The following is a 12,603-nucleotide window of genomic DNA, read 5'->3' on the forward strand; positions in this document are numbered from 1 at the left end:
CTAAGGTGAGTGAGATTGTAGAAGGCTTTCATAAGGCTATAGAACTGTTGGTATCATTGGACAAGGAAATATATGAAATCATACTGTTATCTATCTATGTTTCCCTCGCCTCCACCTTTATTTCAACTATATTAGCAGTACCTTTAGGGGTTGTTATTGGAGCAAAAAGCTTTCCCTTTAAAAAATTGGTGGTGCGATTGATCTATACTATGATGAGTTTACCTCCAGTAATCGTCGGTTTAGTGGTATTCTTATTTATATCGAGACGAGGACCCTTAGGCTATCTAGGGATTGTTTTTACACCCACCGCTATGATTATTGCACAGGTTTTGTTAGTCACTCCCATCATCACAGGAATTGTCTACAATGGTACAAAAGAAAAAGGAGAAGAAATAAAAAAATTGGCTAAAACCTTAGGAGCCAATAAAGTCGAAACATTAATCCTAATGATTAAAGAACTTCGGATTAATATTTTTACAGGTATCGTCTCAGGCTATGGTAGAGCGATCTCAGAGGTAGGGGCGGTTATGATTGTTGGTGGCAATATTAAAGGTCATACAAGGGTGATGACCACTGCTATAGCGATGCTTAGAAACCAAGGGGATTATGCTATGGCAATTGCTATTGGTATTGTCCTGCTATTCTTGTCCTTTATTATTAACTCTTTGCTATATCACTTTCAACTGGGAGAATAATTATGAATATAACGATAAGCAATTTAACAAAATCCTACAAAGAAAAACTAGTGTTAAAAATAGACGATTCCCATGTTAATAGCGGTTGCTTTTTAGGTGTTATCGGTCCTAACGGAGCAGGAAAAAGCACTTTGGTTAAGATCATTGCAGGGCTTGATCAAGCCACCACTGGTGAGATCCAATATGATAGCACCCCTCTTAACACCAGTATTTATCAAAAAATGACCATGGTGTTTCAAAAACCCTATTTACTTAGAACCTCTGTTTTTAACAATATTGCATATCCATTGAAAATTAGAAAGGTTGATCATAGAAGCATTGAGGAAAAGGTCAATCAACTACTAGAAGAAATGGATATCCAGCATATCAAAAACCAAAATGCCTGGACTCTTTCTGGTGGGGAGGCACAAAAGGTTGCTTTAGCTCGAGCTATTATTTTCCAACCTTCCCTGTTAATCTTAGATGAACCTACTGCAAATATTGATCCTGCTTCCATTTTTATGATGGAAAAAACAGTTAGACACTTCCATGAAGAAAGTAAAGCTACAATTATTATAGTAACCCATAATTTACAACAGGCAAAAAGACTTTGTACTGATGTGGCTTTTATGCACCAGGGGAATGTAATAGAGTACGGTAAAACAGAGGATGTCATTTTTTCCTCTAAAAATCAAATAACAAGAAAGTTTGTGGAAGGAGAAATTATTTTATAGTGTTACTAAATAGCTCTATTGCAAAGCATTTCCTCCTTTTTCTATTGATGTTAGTGATTTCTTTCTCCACTTCTTTAAGTAAAACCTCATCATTAAGGTGAAATTTTTTTAGTAGTAGATAGAAAACCTCTCTAGTAAATTGTAGTTTCCAAGATGAAAAGGAGGGATCATAAGTAAGTATATAAGCGCAGAGCTTTGCTGCATCCTCTTCAATTCTTCCTGCATCACAATCCTCAAAATCAAAGCCATATACCACACCATTATTGTTTATTATAAAGTTTCTTAAGTTTATATCCGTTAGAATAAGTTTTCCATTTGTATGATGATAAAATCTCTCCAACCATTCTATTAATGTACATATTAGATGTTCGTTTGATTGATAAGGATAGCCCTTTCTAAATAGATTGTTTCTCTCTCTTTCCTCCATGACCTCCAGTAGGGTTTTTCCTTCAATATACTCCATGATGATATATTCATTTTCTTTGAAATATATTTCTGGCACAGAAAGACCTTTTTCTCTTAGGTGAAGGAGTAGATCAATTTCCCTTTTTATATTTATTGAGGGTTGAAGATATTTCTTTATAACAGCTACCTTTTGCCCTTCTAGTACCTTTAGACATCTCACTTTATATACATCATTTTTCTTGCTATGGAATTTTTCTTCTAAAAGGTAGTCTTCCGTTCCCAATACCTCCAAAAATCCATTATCGAAAATCATCATCTCTCCCCAACCTTAACCATTAGATTTCCTCCTTTTTGATAACCATCTAGCTCTGTTACAACCCCTATTACTGCATTATAGAGGATTTTTTGAACAAAGGGCACCATAGGAATTTCTTGATTATTAATAAACAACTTAATATTTTGATTCTCATGACCAATCATGCAATCTTCCCTTTTGGCTTTTCCCTTTAATATTTCTATGCCTAGCTCTCTACAGTTATAGCCACAGACGTCACAACATTCCTTTGGGAACTCTGGCAATTTTTCATAGACCTTTTCCTCGATCAGGTCCACCAATCTTTCTATATCTGTTATGGGATTAATCACTGGAATGCCTTTGTACTGCTTTAGTTCATTTGATATCCTTCCAGATATTGCAAAAACTGTATCGTCTAGTTTTTCATCAATTTCCTCAGTTCCATGGGCTGTAATGATTTTGGGAGCATTTGTGTCTATTACCCCCTCCATCACTACATAATCCTGCGTATAAAATCTCAGTATTGATTCAACTGAGAGTCTTTTAGGAAACAGTATGTCCGTTTCATAGTAACCTCTAGCAGTTACTAATTCCGAACCTGCCATACGATGTCGATGGGTATTTGTGCCTTCTTGATCAATTGCAAATTTTTCATAATGTATATCCTTTATACTGGCCACACTATATCTTCTTTTTTTAAGTTGCTTTATAATATTTTCAATGGTAGTTGTCTTCCCTGACTGTGTAATCCCATGAACAGCAAAAATTCTCATTTTCATCCTCCTTGCAAATAATACTGTCCTAATATTGTCGTTAGTCCCAGTATCGTAATAACAATAACAGCATAATCAATTCTTCTCATTTGAAGTGTATGGTAGCTTGTTCTATTTTCATTAACTCCGAATCCTCTCATTTCCATAGCTGTTGATAATTTTCTGGCCTTAACCATTGTATTAGCCACTATGGGCATAAGTACATAAGAATAAATTTTTATCCGTTTCCTCAATGGAATTTTTTCTAATTCAATACCTCTTAATTGAATGGCAATCACAACATCTCTAATCTCATCCGTCAGCATAGGCAAAAATCTTATGGCGATAGATACCATAAAAGCTATCTCATAGGGTATCCTCCACTGCACTAAACCTTGGACAATCTCTCGCGAAGTATTGGTGCCCATGATGGAAGCAGAGATGATAATGATCAACATCCTCAACACCAGCTGGAGTCCCTTTATTATCCCTTGTATCGTAAGAAATGTAATGTCCCCCAAGGCTATGATACTTGTTCCATCAGCTATAAAAATACTTTGGATAAAGATAAGAGATACAATAAGCCATAGCATTCTTTTAAATTTGTTTATTAAAGAAAGTAAAGGACTATTGAAAAGAATGGAGATCATTATAGAAATCAGCAGTATACCCCCCAAGTAATAGACATCTTTTATAAATACAGCTGTGGTAGATAGACTAAGCACAATGATCAGTTTTACTCTTGGATCCAAGACATTTTTTATTGTCTCCAATGACTTCACCTCCAGCCAATTCTATTATTCGCGTGGCATGTTTCCCTATAAAAGCTCCATCATGGCTTATCATCACTATCCCAATTCCCTTCTCCTTCAATCTTCCCAGGATAGTTGAAAGGGTGTTTTTTCTCTCGATATCTAACCCTGTAGTAGGCTCATCTAAGATTAAAAACTTAGGTTCGTTAATTAATATAGCTGCTAAAGCTAAACGCTGTTTTTCCCCTTGACTTAAGGTGAAGGGAAAAACCTTGGATAAGTGAGTTAACTGAAAGATTGTTAAAGATTCGTTTACCTTTCTCTCAATTTCTTCTTTTTTCATGCCCTTTACTTCTAGGGGAAAGGATAATTCTTCATAGACATTGGGTGCAAAAATCTGTCTTTCTGGATTTTGAAATAAATATCCTGCCTTTTTCCCTATAGCGCCTAAGGAAATTTTGCTGCTATCTAGGCCATCTATTATGACACTTCCTTTTTCAGGCTTTAGAATACCTGTCATCAATTTTCCTAAAGTAGTTTTTCCAGTGCCATTAGCTCCTACGATAGCTGTGAAATCCTCTGAAAACAATTCTATAGACATATTATTTATAATTGGATGCTGTTTTTTATAGGCAAAGCTAACATGATCTATCACTATATAGCTCAGTAGTGTTTCCCCCCTCCTTTGTTACAGTCTACCTTGAAATGATCCTAACCTTCCATCCTTTAAAACCATTATTCTATCAGCTACATCTAAATTTTCAAAATCATGTTCAATCATAATAATGGTTTTCCCATCCTTTTTTAGTTGTCGAATTTTCTCTTTTATCAATTTCTTTCCCGCTAAGTCAATCTGTGCCATTGTCTCATCAAAAATAAGTATCTGTGGCTTCAGGCTCAATATGCTAGCTAAGGCAATTAACTGTTTTTGTCCTCCAGACAAGTAGTGTGGGTTATCATGTCGATGTTTCTCCATACCTACTACTTTTATAGCGTCAAAAATCCGTTCTCCTATTTCTTCTCTATCTAGACATAAATTTTCTGGCCCAAAAGCTATTTCATCTTCAACCGTTGGAGAAAAAAGCTGGGTATCTGGATCTTGAAAAACAATTCCTACTTGAGTAGCTACAGTGGTTAAGTCCATAGTTTTTACAGGTTTGCCAAATAATAATACTTCCCCTTCTAGTCTTCCTTTAAAGATATGAGGTATAATACCGCAGATGCAATAACAAAGGGTACTTTTTCCATTACCACTTAACCCTACAATTCCCAAGACCTCTCCCCTATTGACTTGTAGATCTATCTCTCTTAATACTTTTTCTTTCCTACCAGAATATTGATAAGAAAGGTTCTTCACTTCTATAGGAAATGTCATTGTAATTCAACCTCTACCACAAACTTTGCCCATCGCTGACTAAAGGGGTCCTTTCGTAAAATAATTTGGTAAGGACCACTGCCTCCCTCTTCTTTTTTCCCTAAGGGTTCGCCATCTCTTTCATAGACAACGTAAACATTATCCTCTTCTGATACTTCCTCTGCCGACAGAGCTATCGTATAACCGTCTATGGAACGAATCACTACTTGTTTTTTGCTTTCTAGGGACTGGTCTTTGAATGCTAGTAGCTTTTTTAAAGTTACTCCTTTATAGGTATGTTCCTCTGGATCCTTTCCGCTGCTTTTTAGATTGACCTCAAATTCTATAGGCTCTAAATCTTTTATCAGCCCTAAATCTATCACTCCCACCTCCCCCCCTTCATCCTTTATCAAAATAGAGGAGTTTTCTACCATGGCTTGTTTATCTTTTATGTATCCTCTATTGAGATAGGCTGTAACCCCAACAGTAGTTATCAACAACAATAAAATTATGGCAATAATCTTCTTCACTTTCTTCCTCCCCCTTCAGTAATCACATAAGGTACCACCATATCTTGGTATCGAAAAGAACCATGATCCCCTCCCTCAAGGCTACTATGCATCCCATGATCGGAGGTAATAATTACTCTGCCAGTCCATTTACTCACTAGTTCCTCTATATAAGCGTCTGTCATGCTTATCATTTCCATGGTTTTTTCATGTAAATTTCCATAGCTGTGGCCAATATCATCGATGCCATGAAAATGTATCATGAGCAAATCATAATCCTTATCTATCTGCTCTAATGAAGCTTGAAAAACTTCATCGCAGGTGATGCCATTATTATTTCTGTCAATATTTAATAGAGGTTCGATTTCTGTGTTTAGAATTTTCATATCTGCTTCAACTAACATACTTTTCTTATCTAAAGCTTTTGCTACAGCAAATATGCTGGGAGCCTCTAAGTCCCTTTGCTTTCTGGAGTATACACCATTTTCATAGGGTGGTTTCCCTGTAATCATCGCTGCAAATCCAGCATTTGTTACCGATTGATATACAGTTGTAGCTGCTTTGGCAGCTTCAATATTTTTTAAAAAAGTCCCATATCCATTTTCTATGGCATAGAGGTATTGGTGATAACCAAATCCATCTAGAAATAAAATCATCACCTTCTCATCCTTCTCTAAATAATGGCTGACATCATAATAGGTATCCATAATGCTAGTAATAGGAGGATCGACCATTATTCCCTTTACATCAGGAATTTTACTCTTCCCCTCCTTTTCTATTAAATCTATTTTGTTGCCTGACACTTTTAGATAGCTATCTCCATCAATCCCTTCATACTCTCCCAATGCTCCCATAGCTAAAAGCTTTTCATTTTCTGACAAGGAGAGCAAATCTTTGATCTTTACTATTTTTTGTTCAGTATAAATACTTGTTTCATGAGTAGTCTCCTGATGTTGAATAGAGGAAGTCCCTTCAAAGTAGGGGAAAATCCTGCTGGGCATCCTATATAGATTCCCTGGTGTGATATTCATAATATTTTCTTTATTGCTGATAATATTTACACCCTGATCCCAATTCTCTTCCTTAGAAATTACTACTATTTCTTTTACTTTTTTTATGTTACTACTAATAGGGTGTGTAGGGTTAACAAATTCCCAAGCGTTCTCTTTAGAAAAGCCTATGTAGCATTCTTCTATTCCTTCACCATCAATTTTTGCCATTAATCCATCCTGTCCCACCAATAGCAATTCATATTTCTTTGAAATTGGGTTTGCATGACTTAGAAGCTCTTGAAGGATTAAAAATAACCTTTTTTCTCTTCCATCCTCTATTTCCACAGTAGTGAAATCCTTCATGTCAGTAATCATCAAAACATCCTCCACATCCCCAATGATTTTAAAGGAGGGAATATATCCGTAGGACTTTGTATTCTCTATTGTTGTACTGCATCCCATCAGAAAAACTCCTGTAATAAATAAGCTCATCATGATTCCTATAGATCTATTAAGACTTGCCTTCATCTAACCCCTCCCTTATCCCTCATGATTCAATATATTCGCCCTTTGAAGCTGTTTTAAGATGGCATAAGCAATAATGCCTCCCAATCCACCGGATAAAGCGGCAGCACTTAGACTTAATATTAAAGGTAACATCGGTAGCTGAAAAAACACTACATTCACCAGAAAAGTGCCGCTAATATTTGCAGCGATTCCAGCTAAAAAGCAACAACCTAAACAACAGCCTCGATGACCTGTAAGCAATAGTACCATATCTACAGCAATTCCTGGCAATAAATAGGTAGCAAAGCTTACAATACCATGGGTTCCAAATATGCCTATAGATATCACCATAATAGCCTGCACTAGAGAAATGAGGGCAGCTGTTCCCCTTTTACCCACCAGTCCTGCCCCTAATACCAACCACAGCATATAAAATCCTCCAGCCACTACACCACCAGGTATATAAAGAGGGCCAGTAATAATATGAGCCAAAGGTACAACCACTGGTTTGATGGCAATTCCTAGAGAAGCCATCATGGCCATCATTACTAAATCAAATACTGAAAAATTTTTTAACCATCTTTTCTTCACCATAGTTTTGCCTCCATTTATTGAATTACCTTAATTTTGGCAACATTTTTTATCCACATATTCCCTGATTTCCCCTGAATTTTATACTTTACTTTTTCACTTCCACAGATAATAAATCTTTTATACTGGTATTCTTGGGTAATCCTTTAAAATATGTATTTAACCTGCCTTTTTCATCCAAGTAAATAATACCTTCACCTAAATCACTGGCATCTACTTCTACTGCATATCCATCAATTGCTGTAAAAATATAGGCTTCACCTTCATGAAGTCCTATTTCTTTTAATAGTTCTTCTACAGAAATACCTTCTCTATCCTCTAAATTCAAGGTTCCTAGCTTTTCCTGTGCCTTCTCATAGGCAACCCAAGCCGTCGTATCATAGGAAAAATATAAAATGTGTTTGACATACATGCCCTTTGGCATATTTGGTGATAGAAAGGCTGGCACGTCAGCACCAGTTACTTTAATGTAACCTTCTTGAAAAATAGGTAATGTTTCATTTTTTTCTAGACCATCGACTGCTTTAATATACACGGTTTTTGATGTGCTTTCTTCCCCAAAAGATTTTAATAAATCCTGGATTTTTATGGCTTTATCTATACTATCATAATAAATATAATCCTCTACGTCAGCGATTTCTCCTAATGCTTCTATAAATAGAAGTTTGTGTATCTCTGATTTCTCAATCTTTTCAAGAATTTCAATGGTCTCCAAATTTCCTACCCAATACATAGCTCTTTCATCTGGAATCACTACTCTTAAAGGCCGGCTTTGTTCATCTAGTGGAGCACCATTCATCTCATAGGCCAATATAATGTCACGGTTTCCCACTATTTCCTTCGGTACCTCTATAGAATAACCATCTCCTGCCACAATTCTTAATCCCATCAAATCCTTCTGGTTAAAACTCCGCTGTTTTAATACATCCTCCAACAATGCACCAGTAGCTTGAAAGGTATTCTCCTCACCAGTAGAACTAATGGAGGTAACTTCCTTTGAAATAGCTTGAAGTCCTTTTATTTCTTCAACTGATATAGAAATTTCCTCTTCCCCTAATCCCTTCATTATGATGTACTCCTCTAGACTACTGCTTCCTTCTTGAGAAACATCACTACTGGGAACTTCAGACCCAGAACAACCTGAAAAGATGAAAATCAAGGTGAAAACCATGATAAGCAACTGCTTTTTAGACTTAAATAACATTTATTATACTCCTCCTTTACTCCTTCGATTACTATAACAGTCTTAAATTAAACAAAAACAGCTCCTTTTGTCTAGCAAAAAGGAGTTGTTTTTAAAAATAAAAAACACCTAAGAAGGTGTTCGGCTGCAATAGCTTACTATTGTATCAGCGGACTCCTTTCCACAATGGGAGGCATAACGGTTTCCAATTATACCCTTCGGTCTAAATTCCATAGGTTAAATACCTTTTTAGGAATGATAGACTCGGAGACATTATATTGTTTAATTTTTATCTAATTTTAAGTTTAATTCATATGGATAATTTTGTCAACAGTTAAAAAATTCAGAATTTAATTTAGAAATTTTGGAAACAAAGTAATCGATTTAGCCTAATATATAATGTAAAATCCGCTGTTTTATGTTATCATAAAACATATAGATACTATATCAGAAAGGGAGATTTATCATGGCTAAAAAATTGTATCTTTCATCAACGGATAAAAAAATTTCAGGGGTATGTGGAGGCATTGCAGAGTATTTCGATCTGGATTCTACTTTAGTAAGATTAGGATGGATTCTATTTTGTCTAGCAGGAGGATCAGGTGTCATCGGGTATATTATCGCTGCTATGATTATGCCCCACAGATCTGATATGTAGGAAAAAAGAAGGAGGAAATAAAAAGACTTATGGAAAAGAAAATCTATTTGTCCGATAGGGACAAAAAAATTGCTGGCGTATGCGGAGGCATTGCAGAGTACTTTGACTTGGATTCTACCATTGTTAGACTAGGTTGGGTGCTATTTGCTTTATTTGGAGGCGCTGGTATACCTGCCTATATTATTGCGGCAGTGATTATGCCAAACAGAACCTATTATAGCACTTCTCCGCAGGAGAATAGCACTGAATATGTGGAAAGAAATAACCATGAAACTTCTGAAAAAACTAATGATAAAAATAGATTGTTGATTGGATTAATATTAATTGCTTTAGGTGTTACCTTCTTTACAAAAAATTTCTTCCCGGGCTTCCCTTGGCATTGGATTCAATTTAGACATTTATTTAGAAACTTTTGGCCTGCTATTTTAATTGTACTTGGAGTAATTACAATTATCAATGGAAGGAAGTGATCAAGATGAATATTGAAAAATTAACCAATGGTATTATCTTAATTGGAATAGGCATCCTCTTTCTTTTAAGTAATTTAGGGATGATCCATTGGTCTATCTTTCATGTCCTTCTGCAACTTTGGCCGCTTATTTTAATCGTGGTAGGCATCAATCTCATTCTAAAGAATAGATATATTGTTGTTATTATTACTTGGCTTCTATTTTTTGCAGCCATCATTACCTATGGTTTTGTCTTCCATGAAAAATTTGAAGCAGGCATTACTGCCACTAATGAAACCTTTACTATTGTGAGGCAAGAGGAAACCACAGAGGCAAAATTGGATCTAAATATTGGCGCTGCTAAAGTCAGTCTTGACTCTAAAACTGGTCACTTAATTTATGCTTCTATCAATCCTCAACGGATCAAAAGTAATGTCAAGTATAGGAATAATCAAAAAGAAGCAGTCATTCAATTTGATCATATAAAATTAGCAGAGAAAAATATAAGCTCTATCTCTGACCATTACCAATTTTCACTAAATGATGATGTCATTTGGCATATTGATGCCGATATGGGCGCTTCATCTGGCGATATGGATTTTTCCTCTATCCAGGTTAAAAAATTGGATTTAGATGTAGGTGCCAGCAACCTGAATCTAAAATTTGGTGATACTTATCATGATGTTTCAGAAATTGATATCGATGCAGGTGCCTCTAATATTGATATTATTCTTTCTAAAACCTCTGGAGTAAAGCTAAAGCTGGATGGTCTAGTGAGTAAAGGCAATGTAGAGGTTTTAGGCTGGCAAAAAACTGGAGACTATTACTACTCTCCTAATTATCAGGAGGCCGCTTCAAAGCTGCATTTTGATGTTAGTATGGGGGTAGGAAAATTCGGTATAGGTTTGTATTAACCTCTTTTTAGTTGATAGAATACTTTAATCTTGGGTAATCTAATCTAAAAGGAGTGATAAGATGATTATTTGTAATACACCTGATGTTCCTGGAAAAGAAATCGTAGAAATTCTTGGTCTTGTGAAGGGTAATACCATCCGGGCAAAACATATCGGAAAGGACATTTTGGCAGGATTACGTCAAATTGTTGGTGGTGAATTAAAAGAATACACCCAGATGCTTGATGAAGCTAGGGAAGCAGCACTACAGCTAATGATGCAGGAGGCAAGACAGTTGGGTGCTGATGCTATAGTAAACATAAGGTTCTCCACCTCCGCAGTCATGCAGGGAGCAGCAGAAATCATGGTCTATGGCACTGCTGTAAAGTTAAAGAATAAATAGAAAAAGACAAACTGGGTTAGTACTTTTATCCAGTTTGTCTTTTTAAATGTTTTTCAATAAATCTTGATCTAGCCATCAAAGTATAAGATTGCAAATTGTTTTTTAGAATTGAAGTATATCTTCCTACCACTTTATAGGTATTCTGGACATAATAATGTTGAAATATTCTTTTAAAACAGTACTTAAGATAATCAGTAATACTCATATCATCCAGCTCAACATAAGGTATATCATTTATATGATTGTATATATATTCGATATTTCTTCTATAGCTATAGGCGGCATTATGAATAATACTGTTTCTGGTTGATATATTATTAATAATCGCTTCCATTGTCTTCTTGCTATAGGGTATTTCAAAAGTTTTACTATTTAGATCTACTATAGGTACTAATTTTCGATTATTCAACTTCTTAAAAATCATTTTTTCCTCAATAGCTTTCAAGCTAAAGGAGCATCTTATTATTTTATTATAAATTAGTGCTATATTAGGGTTTGTATTGATTCCTGTAGCAGCAAAAGTTAATAATATATGTTTGGTAATATTGATTTTAGTAGGGATAATGTCGTGAATGATAAAAATTTTATCTCCTAACCTAAACAAATCGCTGCACACATCTAGAACGTTAACATCAGCATTTACAAATACATAATCATACCCAGCAGTTAATTCCTTTAATAGTTTAGTAAAGCTTTGTAAATCCTTATTTCCTTTAAAATATTTACTGGAACACCTGTATACATCTACTAACCCCGTATGTTTATTTTTTAGTTTCTTTTGAAGCTGTTGATCTTTTAAGGTAATATCCCCTAGAGAGCGTACATTAGGAAAATAATTCATCAGCTTACAATCTTCTGTTAAGTCTATCAATCCTATGCTTTTATTCTTTTCATTGCATAATTCTGTTAGTGCTGAAATAATAGAGGTTTTTCCAGTATTTCCAGGACCTATAAAAAAGAACAGATTCTTAAATCTTTTTAGCCAAGAGCTGGGTTCTTCCTCTTTAGGAGCCTGAGAAATTTTATTAATAATCTCCAATTCTATTAGTTTGTTTTTATGTAGTTTTTCCAGTAGCTCTGTACATTGATAAGCATCACCAAGGATTAAAGAGTCGTCTTTAATGAGCTTTACATATAGATATGCATGTAAAGGTAAAAGATGGTTGAAAACTTCAAAGACAATGGTTTTAATATGATGATCTGATAGATCTATAATGATATTATAGTAGTCTGCCTTGTCTATGTTATTCATACTGCTTTTCCCCATACAGTTATATAATGCTTCATTGTCCTTGTTAAATTGTTGCATATAATTATTATAATAATTTAATGAAGATACACCTGTAGTAATAATGCATCGCTTCAAACTACCAGTATTCTTCTCGACAGCATTCTCCATACTGATCCCCCTTGTTATATGCAAACTACATCTATATATTTGAAAATATCACC

At 35.1% G+C, this 12,603-nt stretch carries 16 protein-coding genes and 1 riboswitch; of the genes, 6 read left to right on the forward strand and 10 right to left on the reverse strand.

Features of this window, described 5'->3' with window-relative positions; translation table 11 throughout:
• Window positions 1-5 precede the first annotated feature (5 nt).
• Together CHB72_RS03935 and CHB72_RS03940 are read left to right on the forward strand one after the other, a co-directional pair.
• Window positions 6-695, forward strand: coding sequence for an ABC transporter permease (locus CHB72_RS03935; RefSeq protein WP_176431182.1), 690 nt, complete (start codon window positions 6-8; stop codon window positions 693-695).
• A gap of 2 nt (window positions 696-697) precedes the next feature.
• Window positions 698-1,408 (forward strand): ABC transporter ATP-binding protein, encoded by a 711-nt coding sequence (locus CHB72_RS03940; RefSeq protein WP_089281570.1) that lies wholly within the window; start codon window positions 698-700, stop codon window positions 1,406-1,408.
• Here the strand turns inward: CHB72_RS03940 and CHB72_RS03945 are convergent.
• The 9 genes from CHB72_RS03945 to CHB72_RS03985 form a co-directional block, all read right to left on the reverse strand.
• The gene (locus CHB72_RS03945) at window positions 1,398-2,129 is read right to left on the reverse strand and encodes an RIO1 family regulatory kinase/ATPase domain-containing protein (protein ID WP_089281571.1); all 732 of its coding nucleotides are present in this window, start codon (window positions 2,127-2,129) and stop codon (window positions 1,398-1,400) included. The two genes, CHB72_RS03940 and CHB72_RS03945, sit on opposite strands and share 11 nt — an antisense overlap.
• Complete coding sequence (locus CHB72_RS03950) at window positions 2,126-2,881, reverse strand: molybdopterin-guanine dinucleotide biosynthesis protein MobB (protein WP_089281572.1); 756 nt, start codon at window positions 2,879-2,881, stop codon at window positions 2,126-2,128. Before CHB72_RS03950 ends, CHB72_RS03945 begins: the two co-directional genes overlap by 4 nt.
• Before the next feature lie 2 nt (window positions 2,882-2,883).
• Window positions 2,884-3,633, reverse strand: a complete 750-nt coding sequence (locus tag CHB72_RS03955) for an energy-coupling factor transporter transmembrane component T family protein (RefSeq protein WP_176431183.1) — start codon at window positions 3,631-3,633, stop codon at window positions 2,884-2,886.
• A complete protein-coding gene (locus CHB72_RS03960; RefSeq protein ID WP_207652492.1) occupies window positions 3,578-4,267 on the reverse strand; it encodes an energy-coupling factor ABC transporter ATP-binding protein in 690 nt (229 codons plus the stop codon). The genes CHB72_RS03955 and CHB72_RS03960 overlap by 56 nt, the downstream gene beginning before the upstream one ends.
• A gap of 33 nt (window positions 4,268-4,300) precedes the next feature.
• Window positions 4,301-4,987 carry an energy-coupling factor ABC transporter ATP-binding protein gene (locus CHB72_RS03965; protein WP_089281574.1) on the reverse strand — a complete coding sequence of 229 codons (687 nt, stop codon included), beginning with the start codon at window positions 4,985-4,987 and terminating at the stop codon, window positions 4,301-4,303.
• Window positions 4,984-5,496, reverse strand: coding sequence for a molybdopterin-binding protein (locus CHB72_RS03970; RefSeq protein WP_089281575.1), 513 nt, complete (start codon window positions 5,494-5,496; stop codon window positions 4,984-4,986). The genes CHB72_RS03965 and CHB72_RS03970 overlap by 4 nt, the downstream gene beginning before the upstream one ends.
• Window positions 5,493-6,995, reverse strand: coding sequence for an alkaline phosphatase family protein (locus CHB72_RS03975; protein ID WP_089281576.1), 1,503 nt, complete (start codon window positions 6,993-6,995; stop codon window positions 5,493-5,495). The genes CHB72_RS03970 and CHB72_RS03975 overlap by 4 nt, the downstream gene beginning before the upstream one ends.
• A gap of 12 nt (window positions 6,996-7,007) precedes the next feature.
• Window positions 7,008-7,568, reverse strand: coding sequence for an ECF transporter S component (locus CHB72_RS03980; RefSeq protein WP_089281577.1), 561 nt, complete (start codon window positions 7,566-7,568; stop codon window positions 7,008-7,010).
• 85 nt (window positions 7,569-7,653) lie between these two features.
• Window positions 7,654-8,769 carry a molybdopterin-dependent oxidoreductase gene (locus CHB72_RS03985; RefSeq protein ID WP_089281578.1) on the reverse strand — a complete coding sequence of 372 codons (1,116 nt, stop codon included), beginning with the start codon at window positions 8,767-8,769 and terminating at the stop codon, window positions 7,654-7,656.
• A gap of 137 nt (window positions 8,770-8,906) precedes the next feature.
• Window positions 8,907-9,030, reverse strand: a riboswitch (molybdenum cofactor riboswitch).
• A gap of 184 nt (window positions 9,031-9,214) precedes the next feature.
• Here CHB72_RS03985 and CHB72_RS03990 point away from each other — a divergent pair.
• From CHB72_RS03990 to CHB72_RS04005, 4 genes are all read left to right on the forward strand, one after another.
• On the forward strand, window positions 9,215-9,406 hold the full coding sequence (locus CHB72_RS03990; protein WP_089281579.1) for a PspC domain-containing protein: 192 nt from the start codon (window positions 9,215-9,217) through the stop codon (window positions 9,404-9,406).
• Window positions 9,407-9,435: 29 nt separating this feature from the next.
• On the forward strand, window positions 9,436-9,876 hold the full coding sequence (locus CHB72_RS03995; protein ID WP_089281580.1) for a PspC domain-containing protein: 441 nt from the start codon (window positions 9,436-9,438) through the stop codon (window positions 9,874-9,876).
• 5 nt (window positions 9,877-9,881) lie between these two features.
• Window positions 9,882-10,769 (forward strand): LiaI-LiaF-like domain-containing protein, encoded by an 888-nt coding sequence (locus CHB72_RS04000; protein WP_089281581.1) that lies wholly within the window; start codon window positions 9,882-9,884, stop codon window positions 10,767-10,769.
• Between the two features lie 61 nt (window positions 10,770-10,830).
• Window positions 10,831-11,151: a YbjQ family protein gene (locus CHB72_RS04005; RefSeq protein ID WP_089281582.1), complete on the forward strand. Its 321-nt coding sequence runs from the start codon at window positions 10,831-10,833 to the stop codon at window positions 11,149-11,151.
• A gap of 25 nt (window positions 11,152-11,176) precedes the next feature.
• On the opposite strand, the gene CHB72_RS04010 is transcribed toward CHB72_RS04005, so the two are convergent.
• Window positions 11,177-12,550, reverse strand: a complete 1,374-nt coding sequence (locus tag CHB72_RS04010; protein ID WP_089281583.1) for a hypothetical protein — start codon at window positions 12,548-12,550, stop codon at window positions 11,177-11,179.
• Window positions 12,551-12,603 lie beyond the last annotated feature (53 nt).

Source organism: Anaerovirgula multivorans, assembly GCF_900188145.1.
In the GTDB taxonomy this organism is placed as follows: Bacteria; Bacillota; Clostridia; order Peptostreptococcales; family Natronincolaceae; genus Anaerovirgula; species Anaerovirgula multivorans.

Bases quoted from the DNA above. Each gene is read 5' to 3' on its own strand.
- CHB72_RS04005 (WP_089281582.1), top strand. From the start codon at position 10,831: ATGATTATTTGTAATACACCTGATGTTCCTGGAAAAGAAATCGTAGAA.
- CHB72_RS04010 (WP_089281583.1), bottom strand. From the start codon at position 12,550: ATGGAGAATGCTGTCGAGAAGAATACTGGTAGTTTGAAGCGATGCATT.
- CHB72_RS03995 (WP_089281580.1), top strand. From the start codon at position 9,436: ATGGAAAAGAAAATCTATTTGTCCGATAGGGACAAAAAAATTGCTGGC.
- CHB72_RS03985 (WP_089281578.1), bottom strand. From the start codon at position 8,769: ATGTTATTTAAGTCTAAAAAGCAGTTGCTTATCATGGTTTTCACCTTG.
- CHB72_RS03990 (WP_089281579.1), top strand. From the start codon at position 9,215: ATGGCTAAAAAATTGTATCTTTCATCAACGGATAAAAAAATTTCAGGG.
- CHB72_RS04000 (WP_089281581.1), top strand. From the start codon at position 9,882: ATGAATATTGAAAAATTAACCAATGGTATTATCTTAATTGGAATAGGC.
- CHB72_RS03975 (WP_089281576.1), bottom strand. From the start codon at position 6,995: ATGAAGGCAAGTCTTAATAGATCTATAGGAATCATGATGAGCTTATTT.
- CHB72_RS03980 (WP_089281577.1), bottom strand. From the start codon at position 7,568: ATGGTGAAGAAAAGATGGTTAAAAAATTTTTCAGTATTTGATTTAGTA.
- CHB72_RS03950 (WP_089281572.1), bottom strand. From the start codon at position 2,881: ATGAGAATTTTTGCTGTTCATGGGATTACACAGTCAGGGAAGACAACT.
- CHB72_RS03965 (WP_089281574.1), bottom strand. From the start codon at position 4,987: ATGACATTTCCTATAGAAGTGAAGAACCTTTCTTATCAATATTCTGGT.
- CHB72_RS03945 (WP_089281571.1), bottom strand. From the start codon at position 2,129: ATGATGATTTTCGATAATGGATTTTTGGAGGTATTGGGAACGGAAGAC.
- CHB72_RS03940 (WP_089281570.1), top strand. From the start codon at position 698: ATGAATATAACGATAAGCAATTTAACAAAATCCTACAAAGAAAAACTA.